General features: G+C 66.7%; 21 protein-coding genes and 1 other RNA gene. 12 read left to right on the top strand and 10 right to left on the bottom strand.

All coding sequences use genetic code 11. The annotated features are described in order from the left end of the window. Together serC and gyrA are read right to left on the bottom strand one after the other, a co-directional pair. Positions 1-1107 carry a 3-phosphoserine/phosphohydroxythreonine transaminase gene (gene serC / locus AC1Q9M_RS03690; RefSeq protein ID WP_444688697.1) on the bottom strand — a complete coding sequence of 369 codons (1107 nt, stop codon included), beginning with the start codon at positions 1105-1107 and terminating at the stop codon, positions 1-3. Then, on the bottom strand, positions 1107-3758 hold the full coding sequence (gyrA, locus tag AC1Q9M_RS03685) for a DNA gyrase subunit A (protein ID WP_382159099.1): 2652 nt from the start codon (positions 3756-3758) through the stop codon (positions 1107-1109). The genes serC and gyrA overlap by 1 nt, the downstream gene beginning before the upstream one ends. A gap of 260 nt (positions 3759-4018) precedes the next feature. Between gyrA and ompA the strand changes: the two genes are divergently transcribed. The 4 genes from ompA to ssrA all read left to right on the top strand — a co-directional run bounded on the left by ompA (position 4019) and on the right by ssrA (position 6502). Beyond that, complete coding sequence (ompA, locus tag AC1Q9M_RS03680; RefSeq protein WP_291114826.1) at positions 4019-4666, top strand: outer membrane protein OmpA; 648 nt, start codon at positions 4019-4021, stop codon at positions 4664-4666. Positions 4667-4736: 70 nt separating this feature from the next. Beyond that, entirely contained in the window at positions 4737-5444 is a 708-nt protein-coding gene (ubiG, locus tag AC1Q9M_RS03675; protein ID WP_382323924.1) for a bifunctional 2-polyprenyl-6-hydroxyphenol methylase/3-demethylubiquinol 3-O-methyltransferase UbiG, read from the top strand. Beyond that, positions 5441-6112 carry an HAD-IA family hydrolase gene (locus AC1Q9M_RS03670; protein ID WP_382323925.1) on the top strand — a complete coding sequence of 224 codons (672 nt, stop codon included), beginning with the start codon at positions 5441-5443 and terminating at the stop codon, positions 6110-6112. Before ubiG ends, AC1Q9M_RS03670 begins: the two co-directional genes overlap by 4 nt. Positions 6113-6125: 13 nt before the next feature. Beyond that, positions 6126-6502: a transfer-messenger RNA gene (gene ssrA, locus AC1Q9M_RS03665) on the top strand. Positions 6503-6565: 63 nt separating this feature from the next. On the opposite strand, the gene AC1Q9M_RS03660 is transcribed toward ssrA, so the two are convergent. Continuing rightward, positions 6566-7156 carry a DUF2062 domain-containing protein gene (locus tag AC1Q9M_RS03660; protein ID WP_382327006.1) on the bottom strand — a complete coding sequence of 197 codons (591 nt, stop codon included), beginning with the start codon at positions 7154-7156 and terminating at the stop codon, positions 6566-6568. A gap of 91 nt (positions 7157-7247) precedes the next feature. Between AC1Q9M_RS03660 and AC1Q9M_RS03655 the strand changes: the two genes are divergently transcribed. Then, positions 7248-7997 (top strand): pseudouridine synthase, encoded by a 750-nt coding sequence (locus AC1Q9M_RS03655; RefSeq protein ID WP_382325555.1) that lies wholly within the window; start codon positions 7248-7250, stop codon positions 7995-7997. A 17-nt stretch (positions 7998-8014) separates the two neighbouring features. Here the strand turns inward: AC1Q9M_RS03655 and AC1Q9M_RS03650 are convergent, their stop codons facing one another. Together AC1Q9M_RS03650 and AC1Q9M_RS03645 are read right to left on the bottom strand one after the other, a co-directional pair. Next, positions 8015-8743 (bottom strand): hypothetical protein, encoded by a 729-nt coding sequence (locus tag AC1Q9M_RS03650; protein WP_291114818.1) that lies wholly within the window; start codon positions 8741-8743, stop codon positions 8015-8017. 226 nt (positions 8744-8969) lie between these two features. Continuing rightward, a complete protein-coding gene (locus AC1Q9M_RS03645; RefSeq protein WP_444688742.1) occupies positions 8970-9782 on the bottom strand; it encodes an alpha/beta fold hydrolase in 813 nt (270 codons plus the stop codon). An 84-nt stretch (positions 9783-9866) separates the two neighbouring features. Here AC1Q9M_RS03645 and AC1Q9M_RS03640 point away from each other — a divergent pair, with 84 nt between their 5' ends. The 6 genes from AC1Q9M_RS03640 (at position 9867) to ntrC (ending at position 16755) form a co-directional block, all read left to right on the top strand. Next, entirely contained in the window at positions 9867-10763 is an 897-nt protein-coding gene (locus tag AC1Q9M_RS03640) for an EI24 domain-containing protein (protein ID WP_492432452.1), read from the top strand. Beyond that, positions 10760-11575, top strand: coding sequence for a competence/damage-inducible protein A (locus AC1Q9M_RS03635; RefSeq protein ID WP_382159086.1), 816 nt, complete (start codon positions 10760-10762; stop codon positions 11573-11575). The genes AC1Q9M_RS03640 and AC1Q9M_RS03635 overlap by 4 nt, the downstream gene beginning before the upstream one ends. A gap of 265 nt (positions 11576-11840) precedes the next feature. Next, positions 11841-13256: a type I glutamate--ammonia ligase gene (gene glnA, locus AC1Q9M_RS03630; protein ID WP_291114810.1), complete on the top strand. Its 1416-nt coding sequence runs from the start codon at positions 11841-11843 to the stop codon at positions 13254-13256. Between the two features lie 209 nt (positions 13257-13465). Beyond that, positions 13466-13993, top strand: a complete 528-nt coding sequence (locus AC1Q9M_RS03625; protein WP_382159084.1) for an efflux RND transporter periplasmic adaptor subunit — start codon at positions 13466-13468, stop codon at positions 13991-13993. Then, positions 13990-15147: a nitrogen regulation protein NR(II) gene (gene glnL, locus AC1Q9M_RS03620; protein WP_444688744.1), complete on the top strand. Its 1158-nt coding sequence runs from the start codon at positions 13990-13992 to the stop codon at positions 15145-15147. Before AC1Q9M_RS03625 ends, glnL begins: the two co-directional genes overlap by 4 nt. A gap of 48 nt (positions 15148-15195) precedes the next feature. Further along, entirely contained in the window at positions 15196-16755 is a 1560-nt protein-coding gene (gene ntrC, locus AC1Q9M_RS03615) for a nitrogen regulation protein NR(I) (protein ID WP_492432449.1), read from the top strand. A gap of 6 nt (positions 16756-16761) precedes the next feature. Here the strand turns inward: ntrC and xth are convergent, their stop codons facing one another. From xth to AC1Q9M_RS03600, 3 genes are all read right to left on the bottom strand, one after another. Beyond that, positions 16762-17538: an exodeoxyribonuclease III gene (gene xth / locus AC1Q9M_RS03610; protein ID WP_382323931.1), complete on the bottom strand. Its 777-nt coding sequence runs from the start codon at positions 17536-17538 to the stop codon at positions 16762-16764. Between the two features lie 102 nt (positions 17539-17640). Continuing rightward, positions 17641-17958, bottom strand: coding sequence for a tetratricopeptide repeat protein (locus AC1Q9M_RS03605; protein WP_382323932.1), 318 nt, complete (start codon positions 17956-17958; stop codon positions 17641-17643). 9 nt (positions 17959-17967) lie between these two features. Next, entirely contained in the window at positions 17968-19410 is a 1443-nt protein-coding gene (locus tag AC1Q9M_RS03600) for an MFS transporter (RefSeq protein WP_492432447.1), read from the bottom strand. 70 nt (positions 19411-19480) lie between these two features. Between AC1Q9M_RS03600 and AC1Q9M_RS03595 the strand changes: the two genes are divergently transcribed. Further along, positions 19481-20140: a helix-turn-helix transcriptional regulator gene (locus tag AC1Q9M_RS03595; protein ID WP_492432445.1), complete on the top strand. Its 660-nt coding sequence runs from the start codon at positions 19481-19483 to the stop codon at positions 20138-20140. On the opposite strand, the gene AC1Q9M_RS03590 is transcribed toward AC1Q9M_RS03595, so the two are convergent. Together AC1Q9M_RS03590 and AC1Q9M_RS03585 are read right to left on the bottom strand one after the other, a co-directional pair. Then, positions 20116-20625 (bottom strand): dihydrofolate reductase, encoded by a 510-nt coding sequence (locus tag AC1Q9M_RS03590; RefSeq protein ID WP_444688748.1) that lies wholly within the window; start codon positions 20623-20625, stop codon positions 20116-20118. The genes AC1Q9M_RS03595 and AC1Q9M_RS03590 overlap by 25 nt on opposite strands. Before the next feature lie 4 nt (positions 20626-20629). Continuing rightward, positions 20630-21523: a DMT family transporter gene (locus tag AC1Q9M_RS03585; protein ID WP_382326998.1), complete on the bottom strand. Its 894-nt coding sequence runs from the start codon at positions 21521-21523 to the stop codon at positions 20630-20632. Positions 21524-21531 lie beyond the last annotated feature (8 nt).

Here is a 21531-nt window from a genome sequence, read left to right as displayed (position 1 = left end):
TCAGGCCTGTGTTTGTTCGAATTGGCGCATGTAGGCCACCAGGGCGCGCACGCCCTCGATCGGCATGGCGTTGTAGATGCTGGCGCGCATGCCGCCCACGGATTTGTGGCCCTTGAGCTGCAGCAGACCGGCCGCCTTGGCGCCTGCGAGGAAGGCCTCGTTGCGCGACTCGTCGCGCAGGAAGAAGGGCACGTTCATGCGGGAACGGCAGTCCTTGGCGACCTTGTTGCTGTAGAAGGTCGACTGGTCGATGAAGCCGTACAGCAACTCGGCCTTGGCGATGTTGCGCGCCTCCATGGCCGCCACGCCGCTCAGGTTGCCTTCGGTCTGGCGCTTGAGCCATTGGAAGGTGAGGCCGGCCATGTAGATGGCGAAGGTCGGCGGCGTGTTGTACATGGAGTGGTTGTCGGCCACGGTCTTGTAGTCGAACGCGCTGGGGCAGGTTTTCAGGGCGTGGCCCAGCAGGTCTTCGCGGACCACCACGAGCGTGAGGCCGGCCGGCCCCAGGTTCTTCTGGGCGCCGCCGAAGGCCAGGCCCACGCGCGACCAGTCCACCGGCCGCGAGGCCACGTGGGAAGAGAAATCGATGGCCAGCGGCACATCGGATCCGAGTGCCTTCAGGTCGGGCAACTCGTGCACTTCCACGCCGTTGATGGTCTCGTTGCTGCACAGGTGCACGTAGCGCGCGCTGCGGTCGAGTTGCCAGGTCGCCGGCGCGGGCAGGGTGGTGTGGTGGTCGGCTTCGTTGCTGGCGGCCACGCGCGCGTCGCAGTAGCGGCGCGCTTCCTTCAGCGACTTCTGGCTCCAGCTGCCGGTGACCACGAAGTTCACCGTTTGCCCGCGCGACAGGTTCAGCGGCACGATGGCGTTTTCGGCCAGACCACCGCCCTGCATGAAGAGGATGCGGAAGTGCTCCGGCACGGCGAGCAGCTCGCGCAGGTCGGCTTCGGCGGCCTTGAGGATGGCGCCGAACTCCTGCCCGCGGTGGCTCATTTCCATCACGCTCATGCCGCTGCCGTGCCAGTCGAGCATTTCGGCCGCGGCCTGCTGCAGCACCTCGGCGGGCATGGCCGCCGGGCCGGCGGAGAAGTTGTAGGGCCGCGCCATCACGGCTCGGTGCCCGCGTCGTCGGCTGCGCCCGCTCCGTTCGTGTCGTCGCCCAGCTCCGGCACGTTGGCGTCGTTCTCCACGATGCGCTGCAGGCCCGAGAGTTCGGAGCCTTCGTCCAGCGCAATCAGCGTCACCCCTTGCGTGGCGCGACCCATTTCGCGGATCTCGGACACGCGGGTGCGCACCAGCACGCCCTTGTCGGTGATGAGCATGATCTCGTCGTCGTTGTGCACCAGCGTGGCCGCCACGACCTTGCCGTTGCGCTCGCTCTGTTGAATCGCGATCATGCCTTTGGTGCCACGGCCATGGCGGGTGTACTCGGCGATCGGCGTGCGCTTGCCATAGCCGTTGATGGTGGCGGTCAGCACGCTCTGCTCTTCGTCCTCGGCCACCAGCATGGCGATCACGCTCTGCGTGTCTTCGATCAGCATGCCGCGCACGCCGCGCGCGTTGCGGCCCATCGGGCGCACGTCGTTCTCGTCGAAACGCACGGCCTTGCCGCCGTCGCTGAACAGCATCACGTCGTGCTGCCCGTCGGTCAGGGCCGCGCCGATGAGGAAGTCGCCCTCGTCGAGGTCCACGGCGATGATGCCGGCCTTGCGCGGGTTGCTGAACTCATCGAGCGCCGTCTTCTTGACCGTGCCCATGGAGGTGGCCATGAACACATAGCGGTCGGACGGGAAGCTGCGCATCTCGCCGGTCAGCGGCAGCACCACGTTGATCTTCTCGCCTTCCTGCAGCGGGAACATGTTGACGATCGGGCGGCCGCGCGAACCGCGCGAACCGGCCGGCACTTCCCACACCTTGAGCCAGTACAGCCGGCCACGGTTGGAGAAGCACAGGATGTAGTCGTGCGTGTTGGCGATGAAGAGCTGGTCGATCCAGTCGTCTTCCTTGGTGGCGGTGGCCTGCTTGCCGCGGCCGCCGCGCTTTTGCGAGCGGTATTCCGACAGCGGCTGGCTCTTGATGTAGCCGCTGTGGCTGAGCGTGACCACCATGTCGGTTGGCGTGATCAGGTCTTCGGTGGCGAGGTCTTGCGCGTTGTGCTCGATCTCGCTGCGGCGCGCGCCCAGCTTGGTCTGGCCGAACTCCTGCTTCACGATGATCAGCTCTTCGCCGATGATGGTCGAGACCCGCTCGGGCTTGGCCAGGATGTCCAGCAGGTCGTCGATCTCGCCCATGACCTCCTTGTACTCGGCCACGATCTTGTCCTGCTCCAGGCCGGTCAGGCGCTGCAGGCGCATCTGCAGGATTTCCTGGGTCTGGGTCTCGGACAGCCGGTACAGGCCGTCTCCACCCATGCCGAACTCGCGTTCCAGGCCGTCGGGCCGGTAGTCGTCGGCGTTGATCACGCCGCCATCGGCGCGCGTGCGGGTGAGCATCTCGCGCACCAGCTGGCTGTCCCAGGGGCGCGCCATGAGTTCGGCCTTGGCCACGGGCGGCGTGGGCGACTCGCGGATGATGCGGATGAACTCGTCGATGTTGGCCAGGGCCACGGCGAGGCCTTCGAGCACATGGCCGCGCTCGCGCGCCTTGCGCAGGTTGAACACCGTGCGGCGGGTCACGACCTCGCGGCGGTGTTCCAGGAAGACCTGGACCAGGTCCTTCAGGTTGCACAGGCGCGGCTGGCCATCGACCAGGGCCACCATGTTGATGCCGAAGGTGTCCTGCAGTTGCGTCTGCTTGTACAGGTTGTTGAGCACCACTTCCGGCACTTCGCCGCGCTTGAGTTCGATCACCAGGCGCATGCCCGACTTGTCCGACTCGTCCTGGATGTGGCTGATCCCCTCGATCTTCTTTTCGTGCACCAGTTCGGCAATGCGCTCCTGCAACGTCTTCTTGTTGACCTGGTAGGGCAGTTCGTCCACGATGATGGCCTGGCGCTGGCCACGGTCGATGTCCTCGAAATGGCACTTGGCGCGCATCACCACGCGGCCCCGGCCCGTGCGATAGCCGTCCTTGACCCCGTTGATGCCGTAAATGATGCCCGCCGTGGGGAAGTCGGGCGCGGGAATGATCTCCATCAATTCGTCGATGGAGGCCTCGGGGCTCTTGAGCAGGTGCAGGCAGGCGTCCACCACCTCGTTGAGGTTGTGCGGCGGGATGTTGGTGGCCATGCCGACCGCGATGCCGGCCGAGCCGTTGACGAGCAGGTTGGGCAGGCGCGACGGGAGCACCAGCGGCTCTTTTTCCGAACCGTCGTAGTTGGGACCGAAGTTGACGGTCTCCTTGTCGATGTCCGCCAGCATTTCATGGGCGATTTTCGACAGGCGGATTTCCGTGTAGCGCATGGCGGCGGCGTTGTCGCCGTCGACGGAGCCGAAGTTGCCCTGGCCGTCCACGAGCATGTGCCGCAGCGAGAAGTCCTGCGCCATGCGCACGATGGTGTCGTACACCGCGCTGTCGCCGTGCGGGTGGTACTTACCGATCACGTCGCCCACGATACGGGCCGATTTCTTGTAAGGGCGGTTCCAGTCGTTGTTGAGCTCGTGCATCGCGAAAAGCACGCGCCGGTGCACCGGCTTGAGACCATCCCGCGCGTCGGGCAGGGCGCGCCCCACGATCACGCTCATGGCGTAATCGAGGTAGCTGCGCCTCATTTCCTCTTCAAGACTGATGGGCAGGGTCTCTTTGGCGAACTGTGTCATGAGCGAGGGAATAGGTGCGTAGATGGACCGGAGGGCAACCTGCGATTTTAGACGGCGCGTTCTCCTACAACTTCTTGGGTCGTTTGTTGTACATCCACAACGAATGACGTGACCTGCTGTATCCGGCGACAACGCCGCATTGGCCGGCGGGCCGGGCATTCCGTGCTTGTGGCACAATAAATTCCAGCGTTTTTAGTGGTGGTCACTTGAAGCGTCGTTCTTGTCACGCAGTCTGTCTGCGGCTTATATAGAGGAAAACCATGAAAAAACTTAACAAAGTGGCAATGCTGTTGGCAACCGCCGCCATGGCAACGGCCGCCGGCGCCCAAACCATCGACAACTGGCGCAATGGCACCAGCGAACTGGTTTGGAAAAACGGCACCAATGAACTCTGCTGGCGCGATGCCAACTGGACGCCCGCCACCGCCGCACAAGGTTGCGACGGCGCGATCGTTCCTGCCGCTGCTCCGGCTCCCGCACCGGCTCCCGCTCCGGCTCCTGCCGCAGCCCCTGCACCCGCACCGGCTCCCGCACCCGCACCGGCTCCCGTGGCGTCCAAGGTGACCTACGCTGCTGACGCCTTCTTCGACTTCGACAAGGCTGTGCTCAAGCCCGAAGGCAAGGCCAAGCTGGACGATCTGGCTGGCAAGGTGTCCGGCATTGCTCTGGAAGTCGTGATCGCTGTGGGTCACACCGACTCCACCGGCGCTGCTGGCTACAACCAGAAGCTGTCCAACCGCCGCGCTGAAGCCGTCAAGGCCTATCTGGTGAGCAAGGGCATCGAAAGCAATCGCATCTACACCGAAGGCAAGGGCCTGACCCAGCCGGTGGCCGACAACGCCACCCGCGAAGGCCGCGCCAAGAACCGCCGCGTGGAAGTCGAAGTGGTCGGCACCCGCAAGAACTGATTCCCTTCAGTTCCGGTCCAAAAACCGCGCTTCGGCGCGGTTTTTTTATTGTGCTGGCGATAATCAACGCATGAATCCGAACGTCAATGCCGATCCGGCCGAGCTGGCCAAATTCTCCGATCTCGCCCATCGCTGGTGGGATCCCGACAGCGAGTTCCGTCCCCTGCATCAGATCAATCCGCTTCGCCTGGGGTGGATCGATGGATTGGCGGGATTGGCGGGCAAACGGGTGCTGGACATTGGCTGCGGCGGAGGCATCCTGTCCGATTCCATGGCGCGCAAAGGTGCCGACGTGACGGGCATCGACCTGTCCGTCAAGGCGCTGCGGGTGGCGCAGTTGCACGCGCTGGAGGCGGGCACCGCCAACGTCAGCTACAAGGAGATCAGCGCGGAGGCCATGGCGCTGGAGCAACCTGGCGAGTTCGATGTGGTGACCTGCATGGAGATGCTGGAGCACGTGCCCGACCCCGCGTCGGTGGTGCGCGCCTGCTCCACCCTGGTGAAACCCGGAGGCTGGGTGTTTTTCTCGACCCTCAACCGCAACGCCAAGGCCTTCCTGTTCGCGGTGCTCGGGGCGGAGTACCTGCTGCAGCTGTTGCCCAAGGGAACGCACGAGTACGCGAAATTCATCCGCCCCAGCGAGCTGGCGAGCTATTGCCGGGCCGTGGGTCTGGAACTCGATCAGACCCGGGGCATGGAATACAACCCCTTGACGCAACGCTATTGGCTCAGCGCCGACACCAGCGTCAACTACCTGTTCGCCACACGCAAACCATGACTGTTTTTCGAGGGGTGCACGCCGTCCTGTTCGACCTGGACGGCACGTTGATCGACAGCGCATCGGATCTTGGGTCGTCTGCCGATGGCATGCGGGTGAGCCGGGGCATGGCCTCGCTGCCGCTGGAGCAATACCGGCCTCATGCGGGCTCCGGGGCACGGGGCATGCTGCATGTGGCGTTCGGCATCACGCCCGAGCACGCGGACTACCCTGCGTTGAAGGAAGAGTTCTTTGGTGCGTACGAAGTCTGCATGACCCAACGCACGGCGCCGTTCGACGGCGTGGCCGATCTGCTGGCCCGCCTCGTGGACGGTGGGCTTCGTTGGGGCGTGGTCACCAACAAGTCGCAGCGGTTCACGAATCCTCTTTCGCGGGCCATGGCGCTCTTCGAGACCGCTTCTGTCGTGATCAGCGGCGATACCACGCCCCATGCCAAACCGCATCCCGAGCCCTTGCTGGAGGCGGCGCGCCGGTTGCAGCTGCTGCCGAGCCAGTGCATCTACGTGGGCGATGACGAGCGCGACATCCGGGCGGGCAAGGCGGCGGGCATGCCGACGGTGGCTGCTCGGTACGGTTACCTCGGCTATGGTGCCGACGTGGCCAGCTGGGGTGCGGACGCGGAGGTTTCTTCGCCCCTGCAGCTCTTGAAATTGCTGGAACTGCCTTAAACTCTGTCTTCCTGGGGCTGCACTGGTTTCGACGTGGGTTCGGACGCGCAGCAGGGCATGTCGAGGTTCTGTCACCTCGTTAATCCGCAGAAAAAAACCAACTGCAAACGACGAACGTTTCGCACTCGCCGCTTAAACACCGGTGAGCCTCGCAACAGCAGGCCGATGGGCTGGGCAAGGGGGTCGCAAGACCTCCCGGCTGCGAGGTAATTCACATTGGCTGGCTCTGCGTCGGGCACCTTGGCGCAGGGTGAGATTCAAGGATGCTGGCTTCCCGTTTAGCGTGCCACTGCGCGACTCGGGCGGCGAGACCCAAAACAGACGGCTACACATGTAGAACTGCTCGAAGAAGGCTTGCGGACGGGGGTTCGAATCCCCCCAGCTCCACCATCTATTGAAAAGCCCACCCGGTGCCGGGTGGGTTTTTTTTCGGCCCTGCGAAGCTAGCGGCCTTCAGGTGTCCGGCGAAGAGCGCTCGCGCAGCCGTCGCTTGCGTTCCCAGCGTGTCTTGAGAATCCACAGCCCGCTGATGAGGACGTAGACGGTGAGCCCGCTCAAGGTGGCAATGATGGCCAGACCCACGGCCAGCGGCTTGCCGGCTGTCCTCAGGTGCTCGACACCTCGGGCGAGGCGCTGCGACCAGGTTGGGCGCGCTCCCTCGGCCTTCTCCTCTTCAGCCCGCACCCTCTCAAGCGCGGCCATCGCCTCGCTCTCCGTCACGCGAGGTTCGCCCAACACCACCTTGCCGAGGCGGTAGGCGCCGTAGTAGACCGGCCCGAAGGTCACCGGATTCGTCACGAAGGTGCTGGCCACCGCCATCGGCAGGTTCGCCCTGAGGAGCACGGCCGCGGCGGCCGACAGGGGCATTTGCGCGATCGGGACGAGCAGGCCGAAGAAGATGCCCACGGCCACGCCCATGGCGATGCCTTTGCGACTGAAGTGCCACAACCTGGGCTGGTGCAACACCGGCCCCATCCAGCGCAGCCAGCGGTGGTGGCGCAGTCCGTCCTGTGTGCTGAGCCAGGTCTTGATCCGTTGCTTCATGCGCAAAAGTGAGGGTGCCCACGGAGGGCGGCCTGCCATTCTGGTGTGTCGTGGTCTGAGTCGGGCGAGCGGCGACAATTCCCGCACCATGATGCAATTGCAGGACATTCTTTTTTCCCAGGGCTTCGGCACCCGCCGCATCTGCAGCGGCCTGGTGCAGCAAGGGCTGGTGTCGGTGGGTGAAGACAGCTCTCCGTGTACCGATCCCTCAGCTCTCTTCGAGGAGGAGGGGCTGGTGTTTCGCGTGCAGGGTGAGGTCTGGCACTACCACGCACGCGCCTACCTGCTGCTGCACAAGCCCGCGGGCTACGAGTGTTCGCAGAAGCCCAGCACCTACCCCAGCGTCTACACCCTGTTGCCTGGGCCCTTGCGCCAGCGCGGGGGCGGGGCTGCCGCGGGCGTGCAGGCGGTCGGTCGGCTGGACCAGGACACCACGGGCTTGCTGCTGCTGTCCGACGATGGCAAGTTCATCCACCGGCTGACGTCGCCGCGCCACCACGTGCCCAAGGTGTACGAGGCCCAGGTCAAGCATCCACTGGATGCGCGGCAGATCGGCCGCTTGCTGGCAGGGGTGGTGCTGGACGACGATCCCCAGCCGGTGAAGGCCGAGGCGTGTGAAGCCGTCAGCGAGCTTCACCTGCGGCTGACCTTGACGGAGGGCAAATACCACCAGGTCAAGCGCATGGTGGCGGCCGTCGGCAACCGGGTGGAAGGCCTGCACCGGTCATCCATCGGCGCTCTGGTGCTGTCGCCCGAGCTCAAGGCGGGTCAGTGGCGGTGGCTCACCGCGGCGGAGGTGCTGGCGCTCACGCAGAAGGCCCCCGGTGCGGCGAGCGCCTAGCAGGCGGCGCGCCAGGCTTAGAGCAGATCGCCCTTGCGGCTGTCCAGCGGCATGAGGAAGGAGTTTTCCTGCCACTGCGAGTTGAAGTCGCTGCGCGGGTCGCCGGTGGTGCTGTTGGGCCAGTTCGACAGCGGGCTGAAATCGCTGTTGCGGTTGCTTCGCTGGCGCGTGAGCGCGGTGCGCAGGTTGGCCTGCGCGGCGATGATGGCGCGCTCTTCCATTTCGCGCTCGCGCATGGAGTGGTTGAGCGAGGACTCGCCCAGGAACTCGGCCCGGATTTCGGCAACCGTGGGCAGGCTGTTGGAGCGCACGACCCAATAAGGCAGGCCGCACTGGGTCAGCAGGGAGTGTTTGAGCGTGCGGGTGCTGCGCGGCAAGCCAGCGCTGCCCGGTACGTCCAGGCAACCCAGCACGCGCCCATCCGAGCGGCAGACGGTGAAGGTGCAATACACGCCGCCGAGCAGCTTGTACCAGTCCATGCCTTGCTCCTTGTCGCGCGGCAAGGTGAAGCGCGTGACCGGCAGCTTGATCATGACGTGGTGGTCGTAGAAGGCGCGCGCCAGCCAGTGCCAGACGCGGGCTTCTTCACTGTTGGCCAGCGCGCGGGTGCTCAGCGGCCAATGCTTGGGAATGCGCCGCCGTTCCCGCGCCTGCTTGTCGACCCAGACGCGGTGCAGGAATGCCCCCAGGGCCAGCAGAGCGGGCGCGAGCACGGCAAGCAGCCATGGGTTGTTCCAAGTATTCATGTGTGGCGGAGGGGTGGCGTCTATTTGTATCAAAGTGTAGAGGTTTGCCGGACCTTCGGCGGGGCTTTGTGGCCTTGTGTGTACGCGTTTCGTGTGAATTTCTTGGGGTTTTGAGGTCGTTTGATGCAAATGGCGGTATGGCGCGCCAGGCCGGCGGCGCCCGCGTCCGGCCAACGTTCCATTGTGCCCAACTGCGCGTCGGGCGTGCATCCCCCAGGCGGGGAAATCAGCCCAAGCGGGCCAGAAAATCCGCCACGGCGCGGGTCAAGGCCTCAGGCTGATCGCGGTGGGGGCTGTGGCCGCAATCGGGCAGCTCGATGCGTTGCGCATGCGGCGCCGCCAGCGCGATCTCGTCCAGCTGGGCCAGGGTGCCGTACTCATCGCCCAGGCCTTGCGCCAGCAGCAAGGGGGCGGTGATGGCCTGGCATTCGGCGCGGATGTCGAACTGGCGGAAGGCCGGACTGAGCCAGACGTCGTTCCACTGCCAGAAGGCGTTGTCCACGTCGGCGTGGTAGCGCGAGAGGCGCTGGCGAAGCCCGTCGGGATCGCCTTCGTACAAGGTCTTGGCTTGGGCGATGGCGTTCAGCGCGATGTCTTCGATAAACACGTGGGGCGCCATGGCCACGCAGGCCGCGACCGGGTGCCGGCTGGCGTGCAGCAGGGCGATGGTGGCGCCATCCGAATGGCCTACGAGCACGGGCTCGGGCACGCCCAGGGCTTGCAGCAGCGCAGGCAGAACCTGCCAGGCTTCGTGGTGCATGTAGTCGGGCTCGTGGCGGCCGATGTGCCAGGACCCCTGCCACCGGGGTTGGCCGCGCACGTCGGCCACGGGGTCGGACTGGCCATAGCCTCGGCGCGAGTACAGCCAGCCCGCGCGGCCTGTGGCGGTGCAAAGCTCGGCGGGCCAGTGCCGGCCGCGCTGCTGCCACATGGCCACGCTGCCCAGGCCTTCATGCAGGAAGACCAGGGGGGCACGTTCCGCCGGCCCCGGAATGTGAGCCACTTCCAGGCCAATGCCCGCGATGTCGATGTGTTTCATGGGGCTCGATCCTAGCGTCGCAGCGATCGGCGCGAGGGCCGCCCGCGGGGTGGCCTGACATGGATTGGATGTATTCTTGCCGGCATGTCCTTGCTGTTCGATTCCTTCTGGCGCGCCATCGCCTATTGCATGCATCCGCGGGTGATCGCACTGTCGTTTCTCCCGCTGATCCTGATGGTGGTGCTGTCGTTCGGCCTGGGTTACTTCTTCTGGGAAAACGCCGTGGCCTCGGTGGCGGCGTGGCTGGAGGCGTTTGACCTCATCCAGATGTTCCTCGGTTGGCTGGAGCGCCTGGGCCTGGGCTCGCTGCGCACCGTGTTCGCGCCGCTGCTGGTGCTGGTGCTGGCCACCCCCGTCATCGTGCTGTTGTGCCTGTTGCTGGTGGCGATGTTCATGACGCCCGCCATGGTGGAGCTGGTTGGCCAGCGCCGCTTTCCCAGCCTGGAGCGCAAGCACGGTGGGTCTCTGCTGGTGAGCGTGTTGTGGTCGCTCGGCTCCACGCTGCTCGCGGTGCTGGCCTTGATTGTGTCCATGCCGCTGTGGCTGGTGCCACCCCTGGTGCTCATTCTTCCGCCGCTGATCTGGGGCTGGCTCACCTACCGGGTGTTCGCGTTCGACGCGCTGGTCACGCACGCCAGCGGCGACGAGCGCAAGGCCATCCTGCGCGAGCACCGCGGCAGCCTGCTCGTCATGGGCGTGCTCAGCGGCTACCTGGGCGCCGCGCCCAGCCTGCTGTGGGCTTCGGGTGCGATGTTCATTGCACTGGCCCCCTTGCTGGTGCCTGTGGCGATCTGGATCTACACCCTGGTGTTCGCATTCGCCTCGCTCTGGTTCGCCCATTTCTGCCTGACCGTGCTGCAGCGCCAGCGCGCGCAGGCCACGGTGGAGGTGCGGGACGCCGAACCCAGCCCACCGGCCCCATTGACCTTGCCTGCCCAGGAACCAGGGTCCTCATTCAACCAGCCACCCACCCTTTCATGACACCCACCTTCGGCCTGATCATCGTTGGTGACGAGATCCTTTCCGGCAAGCGCAGCGACAAACACCTTCCCAAGATCATCGAGCTGTTGGCGCAGCGCGGCCTGACCCTGTCCTGGGCCAAGCTGGTCGGCGACGATCGCGACCGCATCACCGCCACGCTGAGCGACGCGTTCGCGGGCAGCGACGCCGTGTTCTGCTGCGGCGGCATTGGCGCCACGCCCGACGACCACACGCGCCAGTGCGCCGCCGCCGCGCTGGGCGTGGACCTGGCCCTGCACCCGCAGGCCAAGGAACTGATCGAGTCCCGCATGCGCGACACGGCCGCCGAGCGTGGCGAGGTCTTCGATCCCGAGCGGCCGGACAACGTGCACCGCTACAACATGGGCGTGTTTCCCGTGGGCGCTCGCCTCATCCTCAACCCGTACAACAAGATCCCCGGTTTCAGCTGCGACGGGGCGGGGGGCGGCAGCGTGCATTTCGTGCCCGGCTTCCCCGTCATGGCCTGGCCCATGATCGAAGGCGTGCTCGATACCGAGTACGCGCAATGGCATCGCCAGGGCGCCTGGCAGGAGCGTTCGGTGATCGTGTTCGGCGCCATGGAGGCCACCCTGACCCCGCTCATGGAGCAGATCGAGCAGGCCCATGCCGTGAAGGTCTTCAGCCTGCCCAGCGTGGACCACCCTGAGTACGGCCGGCACATCGAACTGGGGGTGAAGGGCGCCACCGAGGCGGTGGCGCCGGCCTACGCCCAGCTGCTCGCGGGCCTGCATCGGCACGACGCGAAGCTGGGCCCTGAAATGGTGCGAAATTGAATTGCACCAAATCGGTGCAATTGACGGGTGCACCCAATGGGTGCGACCGGGGGCGATAACGCCCGACAAGGTGCAACGCACGGTCTTCCCAGGGCTTCGATGCCTGCCGGCCGACCCTTTGTGGCGCATGGCTGGGCCATAATTCCCGCTGTCCCGTGAAGCCGGGGGAGCCAGCGCCCGCGCATGACCCACTTTGTGGCACACATTCTGCTTATCAGCAGCGTCGTTTTCAATTTTTCCACTCACCCAGCTACAGGAGTATTTGATGGCCAAGACCGTCGCAGACGTGATGCAAATGGTGAAAGACAACGAAGTGAAGTTCGTTGACTTCCGCTTCACCGACACCCGGGGCAAAGAACAGCACGTCACCGTGCCCGTGTCTCACTTCGACGAAGACAAGTTCAGCTCGGGCCACGCGTTCGACGGTTCTTCGGTGGCTGGCTGGAAGGGCATCGAAGCCTCGGACATGCAGCTCATGCCCGACCCCAATACCGCCAACATCGACCCCTTCTTCGAAGAAACCACGCTGTTCCTGCAATGCGACGTGATCGAGCCGGGCGACGGCAAGGCCTACGACCGCGATCCGCGTTCCATCGCCAAGCGCGCCGAGGCCTACCTCAAGGCCTCCGGCCTGGGCGACACCGCCTTCTTCGGACCGGAACCTGAATTCTTCATCTTCGACGGCGTGCGCTGGAGCAACGAACCCGGCCGCGTGATGTGCGAGATCGAGGAGTACGAAGCTCCCTGGAACAGCGGCGCCAAGCTCGAAGGCGGCAACCGCGGCCACCGTCCCACCGTCAAAGGCGGCTACTTCCCCGTGCCCCCGGTCGACAGCACGCAGGACATGCGCGCCGAGATGTCCCTGATCCTCGAATCGCTGGGCATCCCGGTTGAAGTGTTCCACCACGAAGTGGCGGGCGCTGGCCAGAACGAAATCGGCACCAAGTTCAGCACGCTGGTCGAGCGCGCCGACTGGACGCAGGTGCTCAAGTACGTGGTGTGGAACGTCGCCAACGCCTACGGCAAGACCGCGACCTTCATGCCCAAGCCCTACGCCGGCGACAACGGCAGCGGCATGCACGTGCACCAGTCGATCTGGAAGGACGGCAAGAACCTGTTCGCCGGTGACGGCTACGCCGGCCTGAGCGATTTCGCCCTGTACTACGTGGGCGGCATCATCAAGCACGCCCGTGCGCTCAACGCCATCACCAACCCTGGCACCAACTCCTACAAGCGCCTGGTGCCTGGCTTCGAAGCCCCCGTGAAGCTGGCCTACTCGGCCCGCAACCGTTCTGCCTCGATCCGCATCCCGTACGTGGCGAACCCCAAGGGCCGCCGCATCGAAGCGCGTTTCCCAGATCCTTCGGCCAACCCCTACCTGGCCTTCTCGGCCCTGATGATGGCGGGTCTGGACGGCGTGGAAAACAAGATCCACCCGGGCGAAGCCGCCACCAAGGACCTGTACCACCTGCCGCCCGAAGAGGACAAGCTGGTGCCCACCGTGTGCCACAGCCTCGACCAGGCGCTGGAGTACCTCGACAAGGACCGCAGCTTCCTGACCAAGGGCGGTGTGTTCACCGACTCCATGCTCGACGCCTACATCGAACTCAAGATGGGCGAAGTCACGCGTTTCCGCATGGCGCCGCACCCGGTCGAGTTCGACATGTACTACAGCCTGTGATGGCTTGCCCGGCTCTGCCGGGCTGCCAGGGCCATCCCGAAAGGGGCCATGCAAGTGGCCCCTTTTTTGTTGCTCGGGCGGTCAATCGCCACCGTTCACGCGCTGGCACGGCACTTTTGAAACAGTTTTCGGTCATACTGAAAAACGCATATCGGGGCGCCCGCCCATACCCCAAACCGCTTCCTGGAGTTGATGTCACCTTGAATCCGATGCCTTCACTCACGATCCGGTCGCTGGCTGTGGCCACGCTCGCGCTGTGCGTCCTGGAAGCCCATGCCCAGGCGCGCATCTACCGTTGCGGCAACGAATACACGAACGACGCGCAGGTGGCCAAGTCCAAGGGTTGCAGCCCCATGGAGGGCGGCAACATCACCATCATCGAAGGCACCCGGCCCACGCCGCCGCGCGCCACGCCCGCAGCGGCCGCCCCACGCAACGGCAGCGCCAACGAACGCGTCGACTCGGCCGCGCAGCGCGCGCGCGACAGCGATGCGCGCGCCATCCTCGAGGCCGAACTGCGCAAGGCGCAAGAGCGCCTGGCGCTCGCGCGCAAGGAGTACGCCAACGGCGAGCCCGAGAAGCAGGGCATCGAGTCGCGCAACTACCAGCGCTACCTCGACCGCGTGGCCGAACTCAAGGCCGCCGTGGCGCGCGCCGAGAGCGACGTCGCCGGCCTGCAGCGCGAATTGAATCGACTGCCGGGGTCCGCCAACGCCGTCGGTTCTGCCGCAAAATGACCGGCTTGAAAAAGCCCAACTTCCCCTCCCTTCTTCCCACTTTCCCGCGCCGGGCCCCGGCCGACCCGGACGGGTCGGCTGCCGGACGCAAGTCCCCCTCGGTGTCTTCCCGTTTCCAGTCCCTCGACCTGCTGGCCACCCTGGTGGCCGTGGTGGATCAGCACGGTGGCGTGCTCTACGCCAACGCGGCGCTGGAGGATGCGCTGGGGATGTCCCGCCGCAGCATCACGGGCGCGCTGCTGCAGGACTGCTTCACCGAACCCCCGCTGCTGGAAAACGCCTTGCAGGGCGCGAGCGGCAACCAGTTCGCCGCGCTGCGCTACGACGCCTGGCTCAAGCGCCTCAACCACGAAGCCCTGCCGGTGCACGTGGTGGTGGCGCAGACCGACAACCCGGGTGAGGTGATCGTCGAGCTGCTGCCGCTGGAGCAGCAGGCGCGCCAGGAGCGCGAAGAGCGGCTGATCGATCAGGCGCAGGCGAACAAGGAACTCATCCGCAACCTCGCGCACGAGATCAAGAACCCGCTCGGCGGCATTCGCGGTGCGGCCCAGTTGCTGCAGATGGAGCTGGAGTCCCGCGAGCTGATCGAGTACACCCAGGTCATCATCCACGAGGCGGATCGGCTGCAGTCGCTGGTGGACCGCCTGCTCGCGCCGCACCGCCGGCCTCACGTGGTGGGCGACGTGAACATCCACGAGGTGTGCGAGCGCGTGCGCTCGCTCATCCTGGCCGAGTTTCCCAAGGGCTTGAAGGTCGTGCGCGACTACGACACCTCCATTCCCGAGTTCCGCGGTGATCGCGAGCAGCTCATCCAGGCCGTGCTCAACATCGCGCACAACGCCGCGCAGGCGCTGAGCGAACGCATCGCGGCGGGCGATGCGCGCATCGTGTTCCGCACGCGCGTGGGCCGACAGGTGACGTTTGGTAAACAGCGCTATCGGCTGGCACTGGAATTGCATGTGATCGACAACGGGCCTGGCGTTCCAGACTCGATCAAGGACCGCATCTTTTTCCCGCTCGTGTCGGGGCGGGATGGCGGCTCCGGCCTGGGGCTCACGCTGGCGCAGACCTTTGTCCAGCAGCACCATGGATTGATCGAGTGTGAGAGCGTGCCGAACGAGACGGATTTCAAGATTCTGATTCCGTTGCCCTAGCCGTCACCGACCGTCGAACGCCGCGCCACAAGAAGGGAAGACAACTCAATGAAGCCGATCTGGATAGTGGACGACGACCAATCGATTCGCTTCGTGCTCGAAAAGGCGCTGCTGCGCGAGAACCTGCCCACGCGCAGTTTCACCAACCCGCAGGACGTGCTCAAGGCCCTGATCGACACGCCCGAACACGAGGGCCCCCAGATCCTGGTGAGCGACATCCGCATGCCCGGCGGTTCGGGGCTGGAGCTGCTGGAGAAGGTCAAGGAAAAGCTGCCCGGCCTGCCGGTCATCATCATGACCGCGTTCTCCGACCTGGACAGTGCGGTCTCGGCCTTCCAGGGCGGTGCCTTCGAATACCTGCCCAAGCCCTTCGATCTGCCCAAGGCGGTCGAGCTGATCCGCCGCGCGGTGGACGAAAGCCTGCGCGAGGAAGTGGCCGAGGAGCGCATGAGCGCCGCGCCCGAAATGCTCGGCCAGGCGCCCGCGATGCAGGACGTGTTCCGCGCCATCGGGCGCCTGAGCCAGAGCCAGGTCACGGTGCTGATCACCGGCGAGTCGGGTTCGGGCAAGGAGCTGGTGGCGCGCGCGCTGCACAAGCATTCGCCGCGCGCGGCCGGGCCCTTCGTGGCCATCAACACCGCAGCCATCCCCAAGGACCTGCTGGAGTCGGAACTGTTCGGCCACGAGCGTGGGGCCTTCACCGGCGCGCAGACCATGCGCCGGGGCCGCTTCGAGCAGGCCGATGGCGGTACGCTGTTCCTCGACGAAATCGGCGACATGCCGTTCGACCTGCAGACGCGCCTGCTGCGCGTGCTGTCCGACGGCCACTTCTACCGCGTGGGCGGCCACAGCGCCGTGCGCGCCAACGTGCGCGTGATCGCCGCCACCCACCAGAACCTGGAGCAGCGCGTCAAGGAAGGCGTGTTCCGCGAAGACTTGTTCCACCGCCTCAACGTGATCCGCCTGCGCCTGCCCGCGCTGCGCGAGCGGCGCGAAGACGTGCCCATGCTCACGCGCTTCTTCCTGCAGCAAAGCGCCAAACAGCTGGGCGTGGAGCCCAAGCGCATTTCCGAGGCGGCCTTGAGGCTGCTCGGGGCCTTCGACTTCCCCGGCAATGTGCGCCAGCTGGAAAACGTCTGCCACTGGCTCACGGTGATGGCCCCGGCCCAGGTGATCGAACTCAAGGACCTGCCGCCCGAGGTGCTGTCCATGAGCGGCACCGCTCCCGCCGTGGCCCACCCGGCCGCCTCGGAAGCCCAGGTGGTGTCTTCCCTGCCGACCGGCCTCATGGCGCCTGCCGTGCCCGAGCCCGTCTACGCAGGCAGTTCGGCGGCCATTGCCCACGCCGAATCGGCCGTCGCCTCACCCGAGGCGGAGACCGCCCGGGCGGCGCCTCTGGCCTGGGAGAGTGGCCTGCAGGCCGAGGCCCAGGCCTTGCTCGAAGACGGCCGCACCGATGTGTGGGACGTGCTCACGCGCCGCTTCGAAACGCGCCTGATCCAGACCGCGCTGGCCAACACGCGTGGGCGCCGCATCGAGGCCGCGCACAAGCTCGGCATCGGCCGCAACACCATCACCCGCAAGATCCAGGAACTGAACCTCGAGTGAACGGGCTCAGCCCAGCGTGACCACCACCGGTGCGTGGTCGCTGGGCTGCGGGTTCTTGCGCGGCAGGCGGTCGATGTGGCAGGCCGCCACGCGGCCGCGCAGCGCCTCGCTCACCAGAATGTGGTCGATGCGCAGCCCCCGGTTCTTCTGGAAGCCCAGCATGCGGTAGTCCCACCACGAGTAGCTTTTCTCCGGTTGCTCGAACAGGCGGTAGGCGTCCGTCAATCCCAGGTCGAGCAAGGCCTGGAAATGCGCGCGCTCTTCGACCGTGTGGTGGATGGTGTCTTTCAGGCCGACGGGGTCGAACGAGTCGCGGTCTTCCGGCGCCACGTTGAAATCACCCAGCAGCACGAGGCGCTGGTGCACCTTCAGTTCTTCCTGCAGCCAGCGGTGCAGCGCCTCCAGCCAGAGCATCTTGTAGGCGAACTTGTCGGTGCCCGGTGCCTGGCCGTTGACGAAATAGCAGTTGACCAGGCGCAGCGGGCCTTCGGGCGTGTCCAGCGTCGCGGCGATCACACGCGACTGGTCGTCGGTGTGCCGGGGGATGTTGCGCACGATGTTGGTGACGGGGTTGCGGCTCAGGATGGCCACGCCGTTGTAGGTCTTCTGGCCGAAGACAGCGGCGTGGTAGCCGGCTTCCTTGAGCGCGTCGTGCGGGAACTTCTCGTCCACGAGTTTGAGTTCCTGCAGGCCCAGCGCGTCGACGGGATTGGCGGCCAGCCAGTCGAGCACCTGAGGCAGGCGCACGGAGAGGGAGTTGATGTTCCAGGTGGCGAGTTTCATGGTGGACCCATCGTGGTGGTTGATCAGCGTGTTGGTGCATGCCAGCCATGCGGCCGGAAGTGCCAAGTATGCGATGAACCGCGGCCCGACCGGGCGAGCCCGTCACCCCGGTGTGGGCCGCCGCAGGCGCTTGAGGAAGACCGTCATTTCCTTGACCGACTGGTGGTCGCCTTGCTGTTCGGCCACCACCAGGCCCTGGGTCCAGGCCGCTTCGGCCGCGTCCAGGCGGTCGAGCCGGCGGAGCGCCACACCGAGCAGTTTCCAGGCGGCCGAGTGGCGCGGGTTCTGCGCCGTCGCCTGCGTCAGATGCAGCGCCGCGGCTTCGGCGTCCTCGTCCTTGAGGCAGGCCTGGCCCAGGCCGAAGCGCAACAGGGCGTTGTCACGGCCCTCGGCCAGCATTTTCTCGAGCCGTTCGCGCATGGCGTCTCCTCATGGGTGGCTGCCCGGTGCGCGCGTGATGCGGCGGGCCAGCAGCGTCGCCAGGGCCGGCGCCAGGGCGAAGCTCGCGAACAGCCAGACCGCGGCGGCGCGCGCACCGGCCGGGCCGCCCGGGTCGCTGAGGCCCGCGGCGTTCGCCACCAGACCGGCCACCGCCGCGCCCACGGCCATGCCGTAGAGCTGGATGGTGGTGATGGCGGCCGACGCCATGCCGCCTTCCCCGGGGGGCGCGAGGTTCAGCACGCGGTTCAGCAGATGGGGCCAGCCGATGCCCACGCCGGCCCCCGCACCGGCCAGGGGCAGGCCGCAAAGCAGCAGGCGCGCGCCGGGGCTCAGGTCCGCGCCGACCGGTATCACCACCGCCAGGACCAGCAGGCTGAGGGTGGTCAACAGCGGACCGACGCGCAGCAGCCGGGCGGCAGCGGCACCGCCGCGCCCCGACGACAGCAAGGAGCCCGCGCTCCAGCCGGCCGCCATGGCCGCGGTGAGGTAACCCGCCGCCAGCGGCGTGTAGCCGTGCAGCACCTGCAGGAAGTAGGGCACGTAGATCTCGGTCGTCATGCCCACCAGCAGCAGCGCCACGATGGCGTACACCGAGCCCAGCGGCGAGCCCAGTGCCGTCGCCCCCGAAGGCAGCAGGCGCACCGCCGCCCGGCGGTCCACCGCGACGGCGGCGGCGCCCAGGGCCAGGCCACCGGCCACACCCAGGCCTTGCCACAGCAACTGCGGCGACAGGCTTCCCGCCGCGATCAGCAGCACCGAGCCGGCGAGAAGCCCCACCTGCACCAACGGCACCTCTGGTTTTTGCCCACGGCTCGGTGCGGCGCCGGGCGCGGGGCGCAGCTGCACCATCACCACCAGCGCCTGCAGCAGCGAGATCGGCAGCAGGATCCAGAAAGCCCAGCGCCAGTGGCCGGCCTCGGCGAACAGCCCGCCCGCCGCCGGGCCGCACAGCGTGGCGATGCCCCACATGCCGGAGACCAGGGCCACCGCGCGCAACCACAGGGCCGGCTCGAACACCACGCGGATGAGGGCGTAGCTCAGGGCCGCCAGGGTGCCGCCGCCCAGGCCCTGCACGCTGCGGCCGATCAGCATCCCGCCCATGGAGCCGGCGCTGGCGCACACGGCCGAGCCGAGGGCGAACAGGCCCAGCGCCGCGAGGCAGGCGCCGCGGGGCCCGAGCGAGGACAGCACGCGCACCGAGAGTGCGGCGCCGATGATGGAGGCCACCACGAACAAGGTGGTGTTCCAGGCGTACCAGTCCAGTCCGCCGATGTCCTGCACCACGGAAGGCAGCACAGTGGTAACGATGTGCACGTTGATGGCGTGCAGGGCCACGCCACCGGTCAGGGCCAGTGCGAGCCAGCCGTTCTTGCCCTTGAGCAGATCGCCCCAGGAAGCCGTTGCGGGTAAAGGGGCGGTCAGGGAAGACATGCGTGATTCTCGACAGTGCGCGGTGGCGCGGTTATTATCCAAGTGATTGTTTGCATATTAGGATTGCGCCATGGTTTATGCAAGTAAAGACCTGGATATGCCGGGTGCATCGCCGACGGCGGATCGCCTTCTGTTCCTCATCAAGTCCAGGGGGCCGACCTCTACCGCCCGGCTGGCGCAGGCGCTGGGCCTGACGCCCGAAGCGGCGCGCCAGCAGGTGCAGAAACTGGTCGCGGCGGGCGTGCTCGAGGGCGTGCAGGAAGCTGCGGTCGGCGTCGGTCGGCCCCGGCAGAACTGGGCGCTGACCGAGGCCGGGCATCGTCGTTTTCCCGACACCCATGCGCAGCTGACGGTGCAGTTGATCGGCTCGGTGCGGCAGCTGTTTGGCGAGCAGGGCCTGGAGCGGCTGATCTCGCAACGCGAAGCCGATGCCCGCACGCTGTACCGGCAGCGCTGCAACGGCAAGACCATGGCGAAGCGCCTGGAGCAGCTCGCGGTGGTGCGCAGCGAAGAGGGCTACATGGCGCGCGTCGAGCGCGATGGCAAGGACTGGCTGCTGATCGAGGACCACTGCCCGATCTGCGCCGCGGCGCGGAGTTGCCAGGGCTTCTGCCGCTCGGAGCTGCTGCTGTTCCAGGACATCATCGGCGGCGACGGCCGCGTCACGCGCGAGCAGCACGTGCTCGCGGGGGCATCGCGCTGCGTCTACCGCGTCGTGGCCCGGGTGTAGCTGACGAACGCGAAGGGCAGGCCGTTGGCGGCCGTGTGGGTTTCGCGCGCGGTCTCCTGCCATTCGGGGCCGAACACGGGTGCGTGCGCATCGCCCTCGAAATCGCGTGCGATCTCGGTGACCACGGCGGTGTCGGCCAGCGGCAGGGCGGCGGCGTAGATCTGCGCGCCGCCGATCACCCAGGCGTCCGAGCCTGCGGGGCACAGCGACACGGCTTCGGGCAGCGAGTTCGCCCGGGCAGCGCCTTCGGCCTGCCAGGCGGCGTCGCGCGTGACGACGATGTTGAGTCGGCCCGGCAGCGGGCGGAATTTGGGTGGCAGCGAATCCCAGGTCTTGCGGCCCATGATCACGGGGTGGCCGAGCGTGGTGCGCTTGAAGTGCGCCATGTCCTCCGGCAGGTGCCAGGGCAGGGCGTTGTCCTTGCCGATCACGCCATTGGCGGCGCGCGCGAAGATGAGGTGCAATCGGGTGGTGGGCTGGGGCATGCGCCTATTGTGCCGCCGGCAGAGCAGGCCGGGCTGGCCAGAGCACACTGGCGATGGCCATCATCACGAAGCCGATGGCGACCCAGTCCTGCCAGTGCGGCACCTCGCCCACGATGAAGGTCGCGCTCAGCGTGCCCACCAGCGGGATCGCCATCACGCTCATGGCGCTGGTGGCCGGCGGCAGGTTGCGCGCCATGCCGAACCAGATCAACTGCGCCACACCGTAGTTGATGCACACGCCATACAGCAGGCTGATCCACATCGGCACCGAAAAGCCCGCCAGCCGGGGCACCGGTTCCAGCGCGAGGGCCAGTGCCCCCACCACACCGCTGCCCAGCAGCAGCATCCAGACCGTGACCACCATGGGCGAGAGCGTGAGGTGGGCGCGGCGGAACTGCAGCGTGCCCACGCCCCAGCAGAAGGCGGCGCCCAGCATCCACGCGATGCCGGTGGGCCGGCCGCTCAGGCTTTGCAGCTCGTGCCACAGCAGCAGCGCGATGGCGATGCCCGCGCACACCACGGCCGTGCGCACGCGCGGCGTGATGCGCTCGCCGAAGAAGGCCGCGCCGATCAACACCGTGAAGATCGGCATGGTGAAGCCCAGGATGGCCGCGCGGCCGGAGGCGAGTTCCTGCACGCCGAAGATCGAGAGCGTGTGCCAGCCCAGCACGTTGGGCAGGCCGAGCCAGGCGATGGCGGCCCATTCGGCGCGCGTGGGGCGCATGCGCTCGCCCCGGCGGGCGACGTAGATGAACAGGCCGAGCGCGCCCAGCATCATGGTGCTGGCGCGGAAATACAGCGGCGTGAGCTCCTGCAGCGAGAGCTTCATCATGGGCCAGTTCACGCCCCACATGAGCGTGAGGGCGAGCAGCGCCCAGAGCTGGCGGCGGGTGATCACGTGGTCCG

The sequence above is a fragment of the Hydrogenophaga sp. GW823-FHT04C09 genome, from assembly GCF_058796355.1.
Note: the sequence above shows the minus strand (reverse complement) of the source record. Positions and strands in the feature narration are given on the sequence as shown.